Annotated in this window: 17 protein-coding genes; 12 read left to right on the forward strand and 5 right to left on the reverse strand. The window is 67.5% G+C overall.

Annotated elements, in window-relative coordinates:
• Window positions 1–110: 110 nt before the first annotated feature.
• Window positions 111–1,517, reverse strand: a complete 1,407-nt coding sequence (locus LDL49_RS54615; protein ID WP_225302865.1) for a coiled-coil domain-containing protein — start codon at window positions 1,515–1,517, stop codon at window positions 111–113.
• A gap of 141 nt (window positions 1,518–1,658) precedes the next feature.
• Between LDL49_RS54615 and LDL49_RS54620 the strand changes: the two genes are divergently transcribed.
• From LDL49_RS54620 to LDL49_RS54650, 10 genes are all read left to right on the forward strand, one after another.
• Entirely contained in the window at window positions 1,659–2,855 is a 1,197-nt protein-coding gene (locus tag LDL49_RS54620; protein WP_225302866.1) for a tyrosine-type recombinase/integrase, read from the forward strand.
• A gap of 89 nt (window positions 2,856–2,944) precedes the next feature.
• Window positions 2,945–3,238, forward strand: a complete 294-nt coding sequence (locus tag LDL49_RS54625; RefSeq protein ID WP_225302867.1) for a hypothetical protein — start codon at window positions 2,945–2,947, stop codon at window positions 3,236–3,238.
• Window positions 3,239–3,343: 105 nt separating this feature from the next.
• Window positions 3,344–5,536: an NAD(P)-binding protein gene (locus LDL49_RS54630; RefSeq protein ID WP_225302868.1), complete on the forward strand. Its 2,193-nt coding sequence runs from the start codon at window positions 3,344–3,346 to the stop codon at window positions 5,534–5,536.
• Window positions 5,533–5,814: a DUF3850 domain-containing protein gene (locus LDL49_RS59655; protein WP_225302877.1), complete on the forward strand. Its 282-nt coding sequence runs from the start codon at window positions 5,533–5,535 to the stop codon at window positions 5,812–5,814. Before LDL49_RS54630 ends, LDL49_RS59655 begins: the two co-directional genes overlap by 4 nt.
• A 5-nt stretch (window positions 5,815–5,819) precedes the next feature.
• Window positions 5,820–6,869: a hypothetical protein gene (locus LDL49_RS59660; protein ID WP_372470736.1), complete on the forward strand. Its 1,050-nt coding sequence runs from the start codon at window positions 5,820–5,822 to the stop codon at window positions 6,867–6,869.
• A gap of 9 nt (window positions 6,870–6,878) precedes the next feature.
• Window positions 6,879–7,574 (forward strand): hypothetical protein, encoded by a 696-nt coding sequence (locus tag LDL49_RS59665; protein WP_372470737.1) that lies wholly within the window; start codon window positions 6,879–6,881, stop codon window positions 7,572–7,574.
• A 210-nt stretch (window positions 7,575–7,784) separates the two neighbouring features.
• On the forward strand, window positions 7,785–8,423 hold the full coding sequence (locus tag LDL49_RS59670) for a hypothetical protein (RefSeq protein ID WP_372470738.1): 639 nt from the start codon (window positions 7,785–7,787) through the stop codon (window positions 8,421–8,423).
• Window positions 8,424–8,492: 69 nt separating this feature from the next.
• Window positions 8,493–8,618, forward strand: a complete 126-nt coding sequence (locus LDL49_RS58040) for a hypothetical protein (RefSeq protein WP_263656721.1) — start codon at window positions 8,493–8,495, stop codon at window positions 8,616–8,618.
• A gap of 660 nt (window positions 8,619–9,278) precedes the next feature.
• Complete coding sequence (locus tag LDL49_RS54645) at window positions 9,279–9,995, forward strand: hypothetical protein (protein ID WP_225302869.1); 717 nt, start codon at window positions 9,279–9,281, stop codon at window positions 9,993–9,995.
• Window positions 9,996–10,027: 32 nt separating this feature from the next.
• Window positions 10,028–10,264 carry a P-loop NTPase family protein gene (locus LDL49_RS54650; RefSeq protein ID WP_225302870.1) on the forward strand — a complete coding sequence of 79 codons (237 nt, stop codon included), beginning with the start codon at window positions 10,028–10,030 and terminating at the stop codon, window positions 10,262–10,264.
• A gap of 36 nt (window positions 10,265–10,300) precedes the next feature.
• On the opposite strand, the gene LDL49_RS54655 is transcribed toward LDL49_RS54650, so the two are convergent.
• Genes LDL49_RS54655 through LDL49_RS54665 form a run of 3 tightly spaced genes read right to left on the reverse strand, consistent with a single transcriptional unit; the run spans window position 10,301 to window position 14,162 of the window.
• On the reverse strand, window positions 10,301–12,235 hold the full coding sequence (locus LDL49_RS54655; protein ID WP_225302871.1) for a hypothetical protein: 1,935 nt from the start codon (window positions 12,233–12,235) through the stop codon (window positions 10,301–10,303).
• Window positions 12,235–12,780, reverse strand: coding sequence for a hypothetical protein (locus LDL49_RS54660; protein WP_225302872.1), 546 nt, complete (start codon window positions 12,778–12,780; stop codon window positions 12,235–12,237). Before LDL49_RS54660 ends, LDL49_RS54655 begins: the two co-directional genes overlap by 1 nt.
• Complete coding sequence (locus LDL49_RS54665) at window positions 12,777–14,162, reverse strand: dsDNA nuclease domain-containing protein (RefSeq protein ID WP_225302873.1); 1,386 nt, start codon at window positions 14,160–14,162, stop codon at window positions 12,777–12,779. The genes LDL49_RS54660 and LDL49_RS54665 overlap by 4 nt, the downstream gene beginning before the upstream one ends.
• A 297-nt stretch (window positions 14,163–14,459) precedes the next feature.
• Between LDL49_RS54665 and LDL49_RS54670 the strand changes: the two genes are divergently transcribed.
• Window positions 14,460–14,834: a hypothetical protein gene (locus LDL49_RS54670; RefSeq protein WP_225302874.1), complete on the forward strand. Its 375-nt coding sequence runs from the start codon at window positions 14,460–14,462 to the stop codon at window positions 14,832–14,834.
• A 238-nt stretch (window positions 14,835–15,072) separates the two neighbouring features.
• The gene (locus LDL49_RS54675) at window positions 15,073–16,101 is read left to right on the forward strand and encodes a hypothetical protein (protein WP_225302875.1); all 1,029 of its coding nucleotides are present in this window, start codon (window positions 15,073–15,075) and stop codon (window positions 16,099–16,101) included.
• 140 nt (window positions 16,102–16,241) lie between these two features.
• Here LDL49_RS54675 and LDL49_RS54680 read toward each other — a convergent pair whose 3' ends face one another.
• Window positions 16,242–16,742 (reverse strand): hypothetical protein, encoded by a 501-nt coding sequence (locus LDL49_RS54680; protein ID WP_225302876.1) that lies wholly within the window; start codon window positions 16,740–16,742, stop codon window positions 16,242–16,244.
• Between the last annotated feature and the right edge of the window lie 276 nt (window positions 16,743–17,018).

Consider the following 17,018-nt stretch of genomic DNA (forward strand, 5'->3'; position numbering starts at 1 on the left):
CACCGTCAGCCGCCCTCCACCGACTCCGAACAGAGAACAGTAGCCTCGCAGTAACGGAGTGTCACCGCATCAAGAACGGTGCATTCTCATCCGTACACGCTGGCGCACGTTCACCCGTACGCCGACACCTGTGTAGGGGCGTAGGCTGCGGTCGCCAGCAGGGCGGCTCCGAGGTCCTGGGCCTGGGCGGGGGATCGCCCGGGGTCGGCCAGTGGGATCGGCGTGCCAAAGCCCCGCAGGTGCAGCCAGATGACGCCGTCGGGGGTACGGGTGACGGATTCGATGGCGCCGCCGTCGGCCAGCAGTACGCCGGCCTCACCGTCGACGTCGATCAGCGGTGGAAGCGCCAGGCCGGTGGCGGCCTGGGCGGCGGCCAGCTGGCCACGCACTTGCTGCAGGTCTTCGTGGGCGACCTGCAACCGGGTCTCGACCGTGGCCATGGCGCGCGTGGCCGCGGTGTTGGCCTCGGCCTGATCCTGACGGGCCTGCTCGGCCTGGGCGCGCAGCCGCTCGCGTTCCTCCTCGAAGCGGTCTCGCTCGGCGGCGAGCTCGGCGCGCACGGTCCGGGTTTCGGCGCGGGCCTCGGCAGCCGCCGTTCCAGCCTCTTGCAGCCGTTCGGTGGTGGTGGTCAGGCGCTGCTCGGCCTGGTCCGCCCGGTCGGTCAGGCGGCTGTTCTCGCCATGGGCGTGGGTCAGTTCCTCCTTGCGGGTGTCCAGGATGGCGGTGAGCTCGTCGATGCGGGCGGCGGCCTGGGCCAGGTGCTCGCGTAGGCTGCGGATCTGGTCGGCCTGGCGATCGCGGACCTCCTCGGCGTGCGCGAGGTTGGTCTCGGCGGTGGCCCGGCGCCGCTCGGCGGCCACGACCCGCTCTCCGGTCTCGCGCTGGACGCGCTCGGCATCAGCGCGGGCGCGGTCCTCGCGTGCCTCGGCCTGTTGCTGCGCCGCGCGGGCGTCGCGTTCGGCGCGTTCGGCGGTGCGCCGGGTCTGTTCGGCGGTCTCGGCCCGCTCGCGGGCGTCCAGCGCGTCGGCCTTGGCCTCGGCGGTCTCGGCGGTGAGGGTGGCGATGCGCTGCAGGGCGCCGGTCTCGATCCGCTGCACGCCGCCTGAGAATTGCTCGGCCAGCGCCTGCAGGGCGTCGGCCAGCGGCCGCGCCTCGGTGAGCACCGCGTCGGTGCCGGCCACCGCGGTGGTCAGCGCCTCCCGCTCGAGGCGCTCGCGCTCGCGGTAGTAGGCGTTCTTGCAGCGCTCGTCGCAGTAGGTGCGCTTCTTCGTGCCGCGTGAGGGCGGCAGCGGCTTGTCGTCGTAGCGGCAGCGGCCGTGCGGCGCGGGGTCGGTGGCGGGCCGGGGCAGCGCGTGCGGACCGGCCCCGCCCGGCGTGCCCGCCCCGGGCGGCGGCTCGGCCGAGGGGCGGTTCTCCTCCGCCGCGGCGGAAGGCCGCTCGCCGGGTCTGGCGTGTTCGCGCCCGGCTTCCGGCCGTTCAGGCGCGGGGAAGGCTCCGGCGTCCTCATGATCGCTCACAGAGAGACGATAGCAGAAAGTCTAGGATGATGCTTTCTTCTAAAGAATCGATGCGATGCTTTTCTATATACCCGTTATGCCGTGTTTGTCCTATCAGCGGGAAGTGCAGTTCCCGTCAATAGAGGATCTAGGATGGCGAGGGTGAGCGTCGCACAGGAGCACCCCGAGCCGGTGCCCGAAACATCCCCTATCGCGGTGTATACGCCGAATCATCCGCTTCCCGGCGGCGGGCCCGGCGGCGGGCCGGACGGCGCGCTGCCCGAGGCGGCGGCGGAAGCCGGCCGGAACCGCAACCCCTACCTGGCCTACCTCGCCTCGCTCGACAGCGCCGAGTCCCGAACCACCATGAGAGGCTGCCTGGACCGCATCGCCCGGCTCCTGCTCGGCGACGACATCCACGGCATCGACCCGAAGACCGGCGGGAAGGCCCCTGCCGCGCGGACCGGGCTCGGTTTTCCCTGGCACGTGCTGCGCGCCGAGCACACCATCTACCTCCGCGCCCGCCTGGATGAGCAGGTGGCCCGCGACCCGAAGACCGGCGAGGAACGCCCCTGGTCGCACACCTACCGCAACAAGCACCTCACCGCGCTGCGCCAGGTGATCAAATGGGCGTGGCGGCTGGGCCTCAGCAGCGCCGAGGAACACGCCCGCGCCGCCGACGTCCCGCCGTTCAAGGGCTCACGTGAGCCGGCCGGTGAGCACATCGAGCCCGAACGGGTCGGCGCCCTGCTCGACGCCTGCGACGCCCACCTCGACGCCCCCGAGCCCGACCATGCCCGCCGCGCCGAGCTCCGTCAGGCCGCGCTCCGCGACGCCGCCATGATCGAGGTACTGTACGCCACCGGCGTACGCCGGGGCGAGTTGGCCCGCCTCGCCCTGCGCGACTACGATCCGGCCCGGCGCTCGCTGCACGTGCGCGGCAAGGGCAACAAGGACCGCCGCGTCTTCCTCACCCACAGCGCGGCCTCCCGCCTGAACACCTGGCTGGCCGAACGTGGCAGCGATCCCGGCGGCCTGTTCCCCCCGTTCACCCCGCGGCCCCAGAGGATCCGCCGCCCCGGCGCGGGCGGCACCATCGATCACCTGACCGGCCAGACCGTCAGCCACATGCTCACCGAGCGGGCCGAGCAGGCGAAGACGGCCCGATCGACCGCGCATGACTTCCGCCACACGGTCATCGGCGAGCTGCTCAACGCCGGCGTCGACCTGGCCACCGCCCAGGCCCTGGCCGGTCACGCCTCACCCGCCACCACCGCCCGCTACGACCGCCGCGCCGAGGACGTACGCCGTGCAGCCGTCGACCGCCTGTCCCCGCCGCCGACCAAGGCACGAACATGACCAAGCCGCAGCGGACACGTATGGGGGAACATGAAGGGATCAGAACCAACCGTGATGGGTGTGAGATTCGCGCTGGACACTGCAATCGGGTGACCAGTGCGCTGAAGGCTCGTGACGAACGCCCAAGAAATGTGAGTGGCGAGTCCCAGCCGCTGCTGATCGGGGCGGTCGACGCGTTGGGCGCGGCCGTCAGCGCCTGGCGTGGTGATGGTGCCGCAGTGGCGGTCATTGCCTGCGGTGTCGAGCATGAGCCGGGCAGGTGCGGCTACACCGGCTACCCGACCCCTGCCCCGGGCGTGATGGTCAGCACGGCCGGGACCGCTCCCGCCTCGGCTGACGACGACGCGCACACCGGCGTGCATGCCTCGGCCAATTCCGGCTGATGACTGGCAACCAGGTCTAGCCTGTGCAAAAGGTTCGCTTTGAGCTCATGCAAGCGGGCGCTCTCGGCTGCGGCTCTGTCCGAAGTCACGCCTACCCTGGAGGGCATGCGCGAAGGCCACGGCAGGTCTGCACCAGGTGATGAGTGCTCAGCGACCGATGGGTTGTGCCGCTACCAGCTCGACGGTGAACCGATTTTCGTGATCGGCGCCCTGGACGCCGGCGTCACTGTCTTGAGTCAGCAGATCAGGGCTCTCAATCTCGTCTGGGCGTTGGTGCAATCCAAGCGCGTCAACACGGGTGACACACATCCCCGGTTCCGCATCGCGGTCGTAGGTGGTGGGCTCGCGGGTCTCACGGCAGCGGCTGCGATGCTGAAGAAGAACGTCAATGCTGACATCACCATATTCGAGCGCCGTGATACGGCGGTGCCTCTGCAGCAGGGCTGCGACACACGGTGGATTCATCCCCGCATCTATGACTGGCCATCTCCAGGCAGTGAGGCTTTCAGCGCGGCGCTTCCGGTCCTGAATTGGACCGCCAGCCGTGCTTCGGATGTCGTCGTCCAGGTACTTCGCGAATGGAAGTCTGTGGTGCAGCGCTATGAAGCCGACCAGAAGCCAAATCGCAAGAATCGCCGTAGGCTGCGATTTTTCTGCAACACCCGGCATCTTCAGATTACGAGCGTATCGCCCCAGGGCGGTCTGCAAATCGAATGGGTTGGCGAACCGCGAGATGTCTCGGATCCGTCGGTGCCCTCATACGACTATAGGCCGGGCGGGGCTTTGGAGAAGTTCGATCTGGCCATCCTTGCGGTTGGCTTCGGTGTAGAGCAAGTGCAGACATCCTATTGGAGGAATGAGGAACTGGCACAACCGCACCTCGGGCAAGCGACGATGACCTACATCGTGTCGGGAGCCGGAGACAGTGCGATGATCGACCTTTTCAGGATCCGAATCGCCCAATTTCGACAGGACCGCATCCTCTCCGAGCTGTTCGAAAATAGATCGGATTTGCTGAAGCAGCTTCGGAAAATCGAACAGCGCGCTAAGGAGAATTCCTCAAGCAAGCCCGAGAGCGTCTTCAATCTACTGGATGAACTGTGGAAATCGGACAAAGGTGGAATGGCAAGCGAGGTTACCAAGGATCTCACAAACCGGCTGCGTCGCGATACTCGCGCCATCCTGCACATTCGGCGTGCATGCTTCTCTGACCTGTTCGAAAAACGGCGAATCTCCTTCCAAAATCGCATGCTCGCTTTTCTGTTGTACACTGCTGGCGGTTTCAGCCCATCTAGCGAAGATATCGAGACTATAGCAGCCGAAAACGACGTCCCTCCAGAACGCATCATCCGACGGCATGGCCTAGCCATTGGCGGGACTCTCAAATCAGTGCTGGCCCAGGACCTTCACCCGTTCATCGATTCTGCAATTTCACAAGGCCAAATGCTGCGGCAGGACGATCAGCCGAAATGGGCAGGCGGATACTTCGACTTTCCTGGCACGCGACAGGAGGTGGAGCGAAACGACAGAGTGCGGGCTCACTGGCGCAAAGAATATCTGCCAGGGCCTACACAGGCAATCGCGACAGCTTTTTGTTCAGCCCTCGCTGGCTATCTACGATTTTCGCACCCATCGGACAAGCGACTCCGCGTCACACTGCACCGCACTCTGCTGCTTGGTGCGGAGACTGTTCTCCAGCAATGCTGTGAATACCAAGGCATACAACTGGGGGGCGAACCAAGAGCGTCTGCTGGCAGAACCTTCCCCGCGCACAACGGCACAATCGGTGCGGCGTTCGCTACTGCGAAAATCGTCCGCAGCAAAGCCGACGCGACACTCCAAGAGCTCGAGCGAGCCATGGAGATATTGTCTTTGAATAATACGTCACGAGAAATGTCCAAGGACGTGCAGGCGTTCGCCGCGATCCCGTTGGTCGGCTTTTCTGGCGGAGATGGCCGTGCGGCGCCAAGCGGCGCGCACAGTCGGCACGACTATGTTATTGGCGTTGTTTATATTGACAGCTACGAAGCGAACTACTTCGCTGACGTAAACCGCTTGAATGAGCTGAGTTCAATGACGCAAGAATTCATGAGCACGCTGTGCGAACTATCGGACACGATCGCTGGCAGCTTGGCGAACAACGTTTTCTGGGCTGGCGCCCCGAAGATAGCCAAGCCGAGCCATAGCCTGAATCAGTTGCCCGGATTGGACTTCGGGGGCACCAACGCTGCGCGATTTCCCTCTGCCCCCTACATAAATCTCGACTACTCGGACTTCACAAGAGTGGAAAGCCTGTGAGCACCACGCACGAACTCAAGAGCTGGCCCCGTTTCTTTCGACCCATCGTCGAAGGGTCCCGGACCCACGAGCTGCGCAGGAACGACCGAGGCATTGCCGTAGGTGACACTCTTGTGCTCCGCGAATACGATCCGACATCGAGGCAATATACCGGTGCCACCTGTACCGCCCTTGTCACATCAATCACGTCAGCGGATGTGCCCTGCGCGGTTTCTGATGTCGGCCTCGCTCCGAACTTTTGCATCCTGAGCATCAGGCTGCTGTCCAGCGAGGACTGAAGCGTTTGTTTGTCAGCCGCCATCCGGACGACCTCAAGTGCGCCGTGCCGATCACCCGCCTCCTGCCGTATCCCAGCCAACCGCAACAGCGAACCGATGCTGCCTGCGTCGACGGCCTGTCGGTGCAGGCGCTCAGCGCCGTCTCGATCACCCGCCTCCTGCCGCATCTCGGCCAAGCCCGCCAGCGCACCGAAGCGTCCGGCGTCGCCGACCTGCTGGTACAGGCGCTCAGCGCCGTCTCGATCACCCAACTCCTGCCGCAGCCGTGCCAACTTCACCAGCGCGAACTCGTCCCCGGCGTCGACGGCCTGCCTGGCGATGCGCTCAGCACCGTCCCGATCACCGGCCCGCTCCCGCATCTCGGCCAGCCGCCGCAGCGCGACGGGGTGCCCGGCGGCGGCGGTCTGGCAGGCGAGGCGCTCAGCGCCGTCTCGATCACCGGCCCGCTCCCGCATCTCGAACAGCCTCCACAGCACAAAGGTGTCCCCAGCGCCGGCAGCGTTCCAGGCGATACGTTCAGCGCCGTCTCGATCGCCGGCCCGCTCGCGCATCGCGGCCAGCCGCCGCAGCGCGGCAGTATCGCCAGCGTCTGCGGCCTGCTGGTACAGGCGTTCGGCGGCCTGCAGATCACCCGCCTTTTCCACCCGGCGAGCCAGCGTGTCCAGTGCGTAGGGGCTCCCGGTGCCGGCGACCTGCCGGTACAGGCGTTCGGCACCTGGCCGGTCCCCCGCCTTCGCCCGCATCTCGGCCAGCCGCAACAGCGCCGAGGCGTCTCCGGCGTCGGCGGCCTGCCGGTAGAGGCGTTCGGCGCCCTGCCCGTCTTCGTCCTCCCACATCTCGGCCAGCCTCACCAGCGCACCGATGTTGCCGACGTCGGCAGCTCGCCGGGCCAAACGTTCGGCGCCTGGCCGGTCTCCAGCTTCCTCCCGCATCTCGGCCAGGAGCAACAGCGCGTCGGTGTTGCCGGCATCGGCCGCTTGCCGGGCGAGGCGGCTGGCAAGCCGGTAGCGGCCTCGCTCGCGCGCTGCCTCAGCCAGGGCGACGAGGTCTGCTGACAGGTGAGCATGACGGGTGGCCGCGTCCCAGAAGGCCGCCGGTGGGCAGAGCAGTGCCCGTTCGCGGCGGCCATGCTGGTCGAGGTAGTCGGCCAGCCGGTACAGCGGGTGCGGGAAGGGCGGCTCGCCGGGGCGCGGGTGGTGTTCGATCAGCGGGCCCGGCAGGCGCCGGTGCGGGGCGGCGAGCCGATCCACGGCCGTGGTGAACCAGTCCTCGTCGCCTCCGATCTGGTCCCAGGTATCGTCGTCGAGGTATCCGGGGGCCGCGCGCTGCAAGAGCGGCTCAGTCAGGTACGGGCCGTGTCCGAGGCGGCGGGCGTCCATCGCGGCCCACAGCACCGCCTGCTCGACGGGATCGGCCTGCCGGTAGCGGCGCAGCAGCTCCGGCGCCCCGGCCAGCTCCTGGGTGATCCGGCCGCCCGGTGCCCGCCGGGCCGCGGTCCGCAGACGGGGATCAGCGGCGATCGTCTCGGCCAAGTCCGTCAGCTGCCGGGTGGTGAACTGGCGCGGGACGGTGATGGTCTCGGCGTGCCCGAGCAGAGCGCGGGCGGCCCGGTGCAGGTCAGAATCGGTGGCCTGGTCGGGCCGGCGAGTCAGCACTTTCCAGTAGTCGGGCCACATCGAGCCCAGCACCAGCACCGGACCGCCGGACTCCTGGGCCAGCAGGGCCTGAAGCACGGTTGCGACGCTCTCTCCGGCCGGTGAGGCTTGCAGGTAGTCCTGGGCCTCGTTCAGCCAGATCACCGACCGGGCGGCCACGCTCCCCCCGCGCAGCGCCTGGACGACAGCCATCGGCCGCTGCGGGGTCAGAGGGTGCCAGATCCGCCAGGTCGGCAGGACCGCGCGGATCGCCTCCCAGCAGGCCCGTGTTTTGCCGGTGGAGGAATCTCCGACGACCATGACCAGCCGGCTGCCGTGCTCGGCGGCGGCCACCGCCGCCCGAAGCCGATCGTCGAACCCTTCTCGCTGCAGGTAGGGCGGCAGCACCGGCACCGGGCCGGCTCCCGCGGTGTGCGGCGCGGCGAACGCCTGGTGCACCTCCAACGCCAGCGCATCCCGCTCACCCAGCTCACCGATCACCCGGCCCAGCGGAGCCGGGGGCCGTGCGGCTGCCAGGTGCGCGCTGACCCAGCGCTCGCGGGCCCGGGTTGCGGCATCGGCAGGATCCCAGCGGGCCCGGCGGGCCAGCACGACGGCCACCGCGACCACGTCGGCCTGGCTAGGAGGAAGGTCCGCCAAGCCCAGGATCCTGTTGATGCTGTCGCGGCCCGGAGCGCCCGGCAGATCATCGTCGGCGCCGATATCGGCGGCAATCTCATCCAGCGACGGGCGCCCGGCCTGCACGTAGAGCTCATACAGCAGGTCCTTCAGCTGCCCCAGCGCTCCCGGCATGCTCGGTGGGCGCGTGATCGGGCGTGGCCGCCGCCGTGCGCCACCACTGCCGTCGCCACTCATCGCTCCATCATCGCGCTCAGCGCCGCGAGGATGCGGGTCAACCTCTCACGACCTGACAACAACCCAGCCATCCTGTCGCAACTGATCGTCGGCGCGTGACGGCGCAGCAGGCTGGAGTCGAATCGGCCGGCCCACCACATGCATCAACAACCGGAACAGGGGATCACTATGACCGAGGCGAGCAAGCTCACCCGCAGCGAGCGCCTGCTGCTCGCGACCGCCGTTCTGCGGGGCGTCGTGGCCGGCGCCACCCACGCCGCCATCACCTGGCTGGTGCGGCAGCTGACCATCTGACGCCGCATCCCGCTTCTGGCCGGGGCCTGTTGGCCCCGGCCAGAGCATCCGCCGTGGGGTGGCATCTGCCACCGCACCTGTCGGGCGGTCCCATGTGCCGAGCGCCGGCTACCCGCAGACGCTGCTGGTCACTGAGGATGGATGGTGTTCACCGGCATCTTCGTTCCGCGGGCTTGAAAGCGGAGTGCGGCCCCGCGAGAGGCGCTCTTCTCCAGCCCGCGCACAGCATCCCGGTGCTCCGCCTGGCCGCGGATCTGTGCAATAGCGTCAGGCATCGCAGGCTCAGACCCGGGACCAGTACAACGGGCGATGATCGCGCCAGAATCAGCAACCAGAGCCCCTCGATCTACCTGGGCTCTCCCGTCGTCGCCGAACATCAGTGGTCGGTCAGCAGGACGATGTCCTCACGCTCGCCGATGACATCCTGCAGGCACGGAACGACTGGCTGGCGGCTCACGATCTGCTGCAGCCGGTAGCGTGGCCAGCATCAGGGAGGTCGCCCCGAAGCCGGACGCTGCAGGGGTAGCGCGTCAGAGAGGACAGCGATCACCGCAATGCGAACCCGTCCGTCGGCAGGCCCTTGCTGCGCTCAGGGTCCCTGTTCGGCCCCACGCTGCACGCCGAAGGCAAGCTGTTGGCCTGGACCAGGAATGGTGGCCGGTGCGCCGCAATGAGGATTGGTATGTCATCGACGTCGCCGCGCCAGGGCGTAACGAGGTGCTCGTCAGCAACACCTCGGGCGCCGCGATCCGCCCGATCGTCGACGAAAACGACACCAAAGACAGCCTGGTCACCATCGCGGTCGACGCAACCCAGATCCTGCACGCCTGCATCCCGTGCACCTGCTGTGGCACCTGCGCGTGCCGAGAAGGCGGCTTCGATCTGTGTGCGAAGTGCCGGGCCCACCGTACCTGGGTGCTGCGCGCCGAACCCGATCTCGAGCGCTATCAAGCCGCCTGCGCAGGCCCAGAGGGCTGGTTCGTCGTCACCGGCTCCAACACCGTGCACGCGGTCGGCTGCTCGTCCCTGGCCAGCACTGCCAAGAGCGTGATCACTGTGTTGGACAACGGTTGCCAGCACCAATACGGTCATGAGCCTCACCAGCCCATCCCGATCCGTGCCGATGCGATCCGCGGTGGCAAGCGGTGCCGCGTCTGTTCCCCGACATCACACCCCACCCGGGGGCACTGGACGATTCACTACCGGCGGCCGCGACAATCAGAGCTGCGAAAGCGGCCAGCGCGCTTACCCGACTTCCTTCCGCGTCCGGTCAAGCGACAAAGCCCGACACACCAGCGAGTGGGCGCACGTATCGCGCCCGATCGGGTGCGCATTGGACAATCCGCTGCACCGGAGAATTCGGCTGACCTACGCTGAGTTCCATCAGACAGGAAGGACCGTGCACACAAATGGAGCCCCTCGGTGAGATCCGTCAAGGCGGCGAGTCCAAGACCAAGACACGTCTCGAGCGTCTCGTCGAGGACGCGTCGCTGAGGAACCGCGTGCTCGTGATCGACACTGACCCGCAGGGTCAGGCGTCCACGCCCCTGTCGCACTCCTACGACATGATCCTCATGGACGTCGACCCGCAAGGAAACATCGTTCCGTCCTTCACCACCAACGTGGAGCCGACTCCCTCGGACTGAAAACCCGACGCATGGCCGTGACCGGGGAGGCGGCATCTAAAGGTCCTCGACTCGCTGGCCTTCGCCCACGCCGGTGTTGGTGACGCCAGGGACGGCCGAGCGCTCGGAGGTGAGCACGATGGTGTTGCGCGTGGTCGCGAGCTCGGCGGGGATGTCATTGTCGGCCACGATCAGCTGGATCCGATCCTTGTATGCCTCGGCGAGGATGGCCAGGCGGGCGTAGATCCGGCTGCCGAGTTCGCGGTCCCGGTCGACGGTGCCGATCGCTTTACGGGGGGAGTCGATGATCAGCAGGCTCGGCAGCAGGATGTTGGGGTGGTCGAGCGCGGTGGTGAGCAGGGTCAGGTGGTAGGCGATGTTGAGCGCGGTGCTGGCGCCGCCTCCGCTGGCCTGTAGGTTTTCGAACGCGGTGTCTCCCACCAGCGGCAGGAAGGTGTCCGGGTCGATACGGGCGGTGCCGTCGGTGGGGATGCCGATCCGGTTGACCTCGTCAGTGAACGCTGCGCTGATGTCATCGAGCTGGGCGCCGCGTGCGCGGAGGGTTTTCTCCCGTTCGGTGATGTCGACCTTGAGCTGCCGGTCCGTCTTGCGGTGGGCAGCGGCCTCGGCGCGGACCTGGTCGAGCCGCCGCCACATCTGCATGTGTCGGCCGGTCTCGTCGATACCATGGCGCAGGGATTCCGCCTGCCGGCTGAGCTGGGCGACCGCCTCGATCCGCGGGGAGGTCGCGCTGGCGGTTGCCTGGTCGTACTCGCGGTGGAGGGTGTCCAGATGCAGGTCCGTGTGGCGAGCCGTCAGCCGGGCCTGTTCGAGCGCGATGTTGTCGGCGTGGAGCAGGGTTTCCGTTTCGACGATCTGTGCCCGCATTCGGTCGGCGTTCTGGTCAGAGGCGTGGACATCTTCGACGTCGACCAGGGCGAGCGGCTGGCAGCACAGGCGGCAGTCCGTCTCGGCGACCTCGCGGCCGTCGAGGTCCTGCATGCAACGCGGACAGGTGGCGAAATCGAAGGGCGCGAGCAGCCCGACCGCGGTACTGCGCCGTTCGGCTTTGGCCAGGTCTAGGCGCAGCTGGGAGAGGGCGGCCTCGCGGCCGCGAACGGTGACCGCAAGCAGGTCGGCTTCCTCGTGCCGCTTCTTCGATGCGGTCAGGGCCTCGGACAGCTCGGCGCGGCGGTCTTCTTCCGCACTGGTCAGCGCGGCGACTTCGTCACGAATCGCCCGCAGCTTGTCCTGCGCCGCCGCGAGCTGCTGCACCAGATCCATGCGGCGGGCCCGCAGCTCGTCGTTATCGGCGATGCCGGTGTCGCGGATGAACCGGTCGATGGCGCTGGCGTCCTCGTCCAGTTGTTTGGCGCGGTCGCGGGCGATCCCTCGCTGACGTTTCAGCTCGACAAGTTCCGAGTCGGTGAGGCCGAACATCAACTCGAACGCGGCGATGCGTTTCGGGTTGATGTTCGTGGTGTCGAGGTGCCCGACGACCGACCGGTCGATCTCCTTGGCCTGCAGGAAGCAGTACCGGAAGATGTCTTTGAAGGTCAGGGCGACAGTGCGGGAATTGATGCCGGTCCGGGACGTCGGCACCCGTTCGACCGGGATCCCCAGCGCCTCGAGCAGGAACCGGGAAATGGACGGCCCGTCGGCGGGCGTGGGACTGACCGCCCAGGTGTGTTGCACCAGGTGTGAGCCCGGTTCGATGATCTCCACCACGCCGGAGTCGGCGCCGATTCTACGGCGCAGGATCAGCGACGACTCCCCCGCCTGAATGCCGAGGTCGACGTAGGTGACGTGCTGGACCACCGCAGGAGTCAGGGCCGCGTTACCGCCGAACGCGTGCTTGATCAGCATCAGCAGCGTCGATTTGCCCATCGTCGTCGTGCCGGTGACGAACGTCAGCGGGGAGGTGAAGTCGAACGCGTGCGACGCCCGGTTGGTCGACACGGTCAGGGACCGGATACGCAGGTTCGTGGCCATCAAATCTCGCTTCTGAGCGGGAGCGCGACGACGTCCGGCAACTGTTCGTAGATCAGGTTCTTCAGATCCCGGCCGGGCAGGTCGAAGTGTGCGTGGAGGAATCGAGCCCGCTCGGCCACGACCGCCCACGGGCTGGTTGCCTCCAAAGCGCTGCTGAGGTCGCGTCCGGCATCGGTCAGGGTGATCTCGGTGGAGCCGCCGACTCGGGCGAACGTCGCGAGGCGTTTGCCGACCAGCGCGCCGAGGATGGGGTAGTAGCGGTCGTCCCACGGCCCGTACTTGTAGCGGATCATGCGGCTCTCCACCGCCTGTCGCTCGTCGTCGGTAGGTGCGACGCCCGGCCCGGCGGCGCCGGCCGGTAGGAGACGTTCGGCCATGACCGGATACCGGAGCAGGAAATCGATCTTCGCCAGTTTAGTCAGGCCGCGGAAGGGTTCGCCCGGCTGGGTGAACTGGCAGACGAGGATGAGGACCCGGGCCTCGTGATAGAGACTCTCCTGACGGATCGCCAGGACAGCGGCAGCGGGCAACGGAGCGGCCATCATCCGCCCCCCGGTCGCGAGAACCCGAACTTGCACACGTCGCTCAACTCGTAGGCGTACCCAAGGATGTGGAAGTCGTCGAGTGGCACGCTGATCTTCTTACTGAGCTCTGCCCGGCGCAACTCAGCATGCAGCAGCGCCTGAAACTGGATGCCGTAGTGGCCGCTGGTGCCGATCAGCTGGACACGGATCTGGCGGACGATGTCGAGGATCTCCATCTCCAACCGGAACTGCGTCTCGATGTCCTCCGGGAACCCGGTCCTGGCCTGCGGCCAGATGTGCAGCCACAGGTCCCGCAGGCCTAATGCGTTGTCCCGCTCGTCATCGGCCATCAGGGCGTCGCGCATCTTCTCGATGAGGCGATGACCGCCAGGGGCGCGTGGCGGCGCCTGCCCGGACCGCAGCAGCGACACCGGGTCGCCGACAGCGCGCCGCGTGCCGAGCCGGATGGCGTCCAGGACCGCGTCACGGGAGACAGTCCGCCGCTGGACCGTCTGCGCGATCTCCGACCGCGGGTCGTAGGCGCCGGGGTTGGTCAAGTATTGGCCCAGGTCGACGGGCCGGCCGCTGTCGTCCCGGCTCGCCTCCGCGACGAGATCGACGACCGCCTTGTAGACGTCAGCGGCTGCCGATGGCGCGAAGCCAAGCGCGCCGGCCGCTGGTTCCACAATCTGCCGGATATTGACGTCCCGAATGTCACGCTTCGCCGGCCGCTCGCAGTCGAACTGGCAGCTGCGCACGAACCGCAGGAGCATCTCGAACAACCCTGCCGGCAGACCGGCCGGGTCGTGCCGTATCGGTTTGGGCGGCACCGGTGCGTCGGGTTTGGGGATGTTGTCCAGAGTGGCGGACTTCGCCGCCATTTCCATCATGGCCCACGCCAGGTGCGCGATCAGGGCGGTCCCCCGCGGCGTGTCCAGCTCACCGGCCCGGCACACGTCCAGCAGGGCACGCGGCGTGAAGTCACCCGGTCTGCCGCCCAGACGCGTGTTGCTGGCCAGCCGTACGACCGGCCAACTGGTGTAGTCGAGCCACCGGTCGAACAGGTGCGCGATCCCACCGTGATCACACAACGACTTCATCGTGGTGTACAGCATCTGGTCGTGGTGCTTGACCGACACCAGCTCCAGCAGAGGCGGCCTGTCCCGCACGATAATGAAGTCCTCCTGCCACTCACAGATGATCTTCACGATCGACGCATCGGTGTGCAGGCTCAGGCAGTACGACGCGATGATCTCGGTCTGGTAGTGGTAATTGCCCTGGGTCGGCGCGCCCGCGTCCTCGGCTGGCCGCCGAAAGAGGTCCAGCTCGAGCTGATCGCTCAGGTCGACGCCTGCGGAGAACCTGTGCTCCTGCCCGGCTTCTGAAACAGCGTCACCCGCCACGACAAGCGTCCACCTTCCTCGCAACCGGTAAGCGCAAACTCACGAACAGCGAACCCGATCACGGAGCGGTGCGCAATAGCCCGCCGCGATGCCCGCCGACGCGGCAGCCATACGCTTCCTGGTCTACGGCTCCTGGTCTACGGCGCACCTGGCTACGCGAAGACGTCACGTGGGCGGTAAACCCGCTGGCCGACTCTGCGGCAGCGACTTCAGACACGCTTCCTGCACGCAGGCGGAAGAGCTGGTGTTCGAGCGCGATGTGGCGCTTCGCGAGGAGAACGTCACGCGGGCGATGACGTGCTGACAGCTGAAGAACGCCACCCCAAACCGCCGGGTGGTCACAGCGCTCCTGCGGCGGAGGGCGCCGCCGAGAGCGTGCGCGCCTTCGCCGCGGTGTACGCGGAGCTGCGACCGCAACTGACCGAGTCGGACGAGGCCGAGAGCCGTATGCCGGAGGCCGCGACCGTCGCAGCGGCGGCCTTCACCGAACTGGACCTCCACGGGTACACCTGCGCCACCGTGCTCCCGTCGAACATCACCCGGGTGTCCCGCGTGGCCGCCGCTCTGTTCGGCGTCTCCGCCGTTCTGCCAGCCGGTGCGAGCATCGCCAGCGTCGGCGTCGCTGTCGCCAACCGGCCGTCTGGCGACGCCTTCATGACCGGCCGATGTTGAAGTCTCGGCAAAGGCAGGCGTGCTCGGCCGGGGTCGCCGCAGCGGATGGGAGATGCTCATGCCGGAGTGGGACTTCCGGTGTTGCGGACACCGCGCCTGCGGCCTTCCCGGCGAAGGCCTTCGTTGGGGTGAAAGGGGCTTATCCCCCGACCGCAAGGTGGCGACCGATGTCGATCACGATCGTAAGGCCGATTCTTCGGACTGCGCCGGCCGGGCGGTGCGCGATTCGGAGACCTCCATGGCCAAGGACAAACTCGCCATACGCCGGAGCCGCTACACCCTTCAAGGGTATGAGCACGCGCTGGAGTCGATCCGCCGCGACGGACGCCAGCATGGCCCGATCCCCCGTGCGGCACCTCATCAGGCGTTCCTGGAGGCGCTCGCGTTGGAACGCATCGGGGAGTGGAAGCCGGCGTGCTGGAGACCCGACATCCTGGGATTTGGGATCGCCTGGATCGACCCGTCCCCGACCGGGATCACGCTGGGCGTTCCCACCCGGTACCTGCCCGACATCGCCTCCACCCTCATGCCGACGTCGAGCGCCGCCGAACTCGTCGACCCGATCGACGGAGAATCCGCCCAGATCTATGGGCTGCCCGGTCTTCGCTTCCGGCTCGACGGCAGCACCGTGATCCTCCACATCCCCGGCATGGCCGGCCGGATCGAGATCCCCCTCGCCAGCCCCGGCCTATGGGAGAAAGCGCTCCTCATCGCCCAGGCATCCTTCGACGACACCACGGTCTTCTTCTGGGACCTGCTCCCCGACACCTGGCACCCGCTCGAGCGCGCCTGCGCCGCGTCCTGGCCCGAACGCTATGTCATCGGCGGCATCCACTATCAGGCCAGCCGCCTGGCCTCAGGCGTCCTGCGCCGCCTGCCGGGCATCTGCCGGCCGTTCTCGGCCCACGACATGTGGTTCAACTTCGGCAGAGACCTGGGCTATGAGATCGAGTTCGAGTGGCAAGACAGTGGCCCGCCTCGCGATGTCCTCGACCTCCTGCTTCACCACAAAGACGGGCTGAACGTCCGCATCGACAGCCAAGGCATGCCTCTCAACCACTTCTATAGCGAAAACTGCACCTACGTCCGGCTGCTCGGTGACACCGGAGGATGTCTCGACCTGCGCCGCCTGCGGCACTCTCCGGAGACTCGCGAAGCCCTGAAGAGGTACCGCGCGGCCCGGGGCCGGGACCGCGTCGCCGAGCGCCGCCTGGAGCTGGAACGTAAGTACAACTACCCGTCCTCGGAGACGTTCCTAGGACCCTGACCAGGAGTTCGCTTCCACGACCTGCGACGGCGGCCGAGGCCGTCGCCCGCTGGGGTTCGGCTAGCAAGACAGGGGCCGCGGTGTCGTCCAGGTGCAGGGCGCTCAAGCCATGGCGGAAGAAGCCGCCTCGATCGCCGCCATCATGACCGCGGTGGAGAACTCCGGCCCCGCAGCCTCTGCACCAGCCGCCACCACGAACGTCTCCGGCCGGGCCCCCGTGGTCTCGCCTCCTCGGCCACCGCACGCCGCTCCAACGCCGACACCACCCGCAGCGTCACCATGTCCGCCACCCGCTCGATCAGCTCCTCCCGCTCCTGCCGCTTCCTCGCTTCGACGCCACGCTCCCGTCGTCCCTCCAGCACCAGCTCACCCGCCCACGCCAGCACCGACACCGCTGCTCCCGCCAACAGGCCCGCCCAGAACAGCGACCGGTTCGCCGCCTTGTCCGCCGATACCGACGTGAACGTCCCGAACCGCTCGCCGCAGTACCAATGCTTCAGCGCGAACACCACGTCGTCGTCCGCCGCCGACCAACGCAGACCCGGCCCCCCCGCCGATCGCAGACGCGTATACGGTTCGGATGCGGCGGCGGTGAACTGCTCCCATTGCCGTCCGGCATGTTCGGCCCATTCCCACGCCACAGGTTCGGGTATCCACACCGGGAGTCCGATCATCTTCAGCCGGGCGGCCAGCGTCGTCAGCTTTGCGATGTTCGCCTGACCGCGATCAATGGCGTTCGTGTCCAGCGCGACCGCGAGCAGCCGGCCGCGTGTCGGCGTACTCCCAGGTGTGCAGAGGTGAGTACGGATGAACGGGCTCTGTCGCTGATCTTGTGACGCGGAGCCATCCGGTAGTTGATCATGTTCGGGGTGCATTCCGGGATGTGTTGAGGGCCTGCTTCCGCACTTGGCAGGGCT

Origin of the sequence: Nonomuraea aurantiaca (assembly GCF_020215705.1) — a bacterium.
In the GTDB taxonomy this organism is placed as follows: Bacteria; Actinomycetota; Actinomycetes; order Streptosporangiales; family Streptosporangiaceae; genus Nonomuraea; species Nonomuraea aurantiaca.

Excerpts from the sequence above, each read along its gene's own strand:
- LDL49_RS54630 (WP_225302868.1), top strand. The coding sequence starts at position 3,344 with ATGCGCGAAGGCCACGGCAGGTCTGCACCAGGTGATGAGTGCTCAGCG.
- LDL49_RS59665 (WP_372470737.1), top strand. The coding sequence starts at position 6,879 with ATGACGGGTGGCCGCGTCCCAGAAGGCCGCCGGTGGGCAGAGCAGTGC.
- LDL49_RS58040 (WP_263656721.1), top strand. The coding sequence starts at position 8,493 with ATGACCGAGGCGAGCAAGCTCACCCGCAGCGAGCGCCTGCTGCTCGCG.
- LDL49_RS54650 (WP_225302870.1), top strand. The coding sequence starts at position 10,028 with ATGGAGCCCCTCGGTGAGATCCGTCAAGGCGGCGAGTCCAAGACCAAG.
- LDL49_RS54655 (WP_225302871.1), bottom strand. The coding sequence starts at position 12,235 with ATGGCCACGAACCTGCGTATCCGGTCCCTGACCGTGTCGACCAACCGG.
- LDL49_RS54660 (WP_225302872.1), bottom strand. The coding sequence starts at position 12,780 with ATGATGGCCGCTCCGTTGCCCGCTGCCGCTGTCCTGGCGATCCGTCAG.
- LDL49_RS54675 (WP_225302875.1), top strand. The coding sequence starts at position 15,073 with ATGGCCAAGGACAAACTCGCCATACGCCGGAGCCGCTACACCCTTCAA.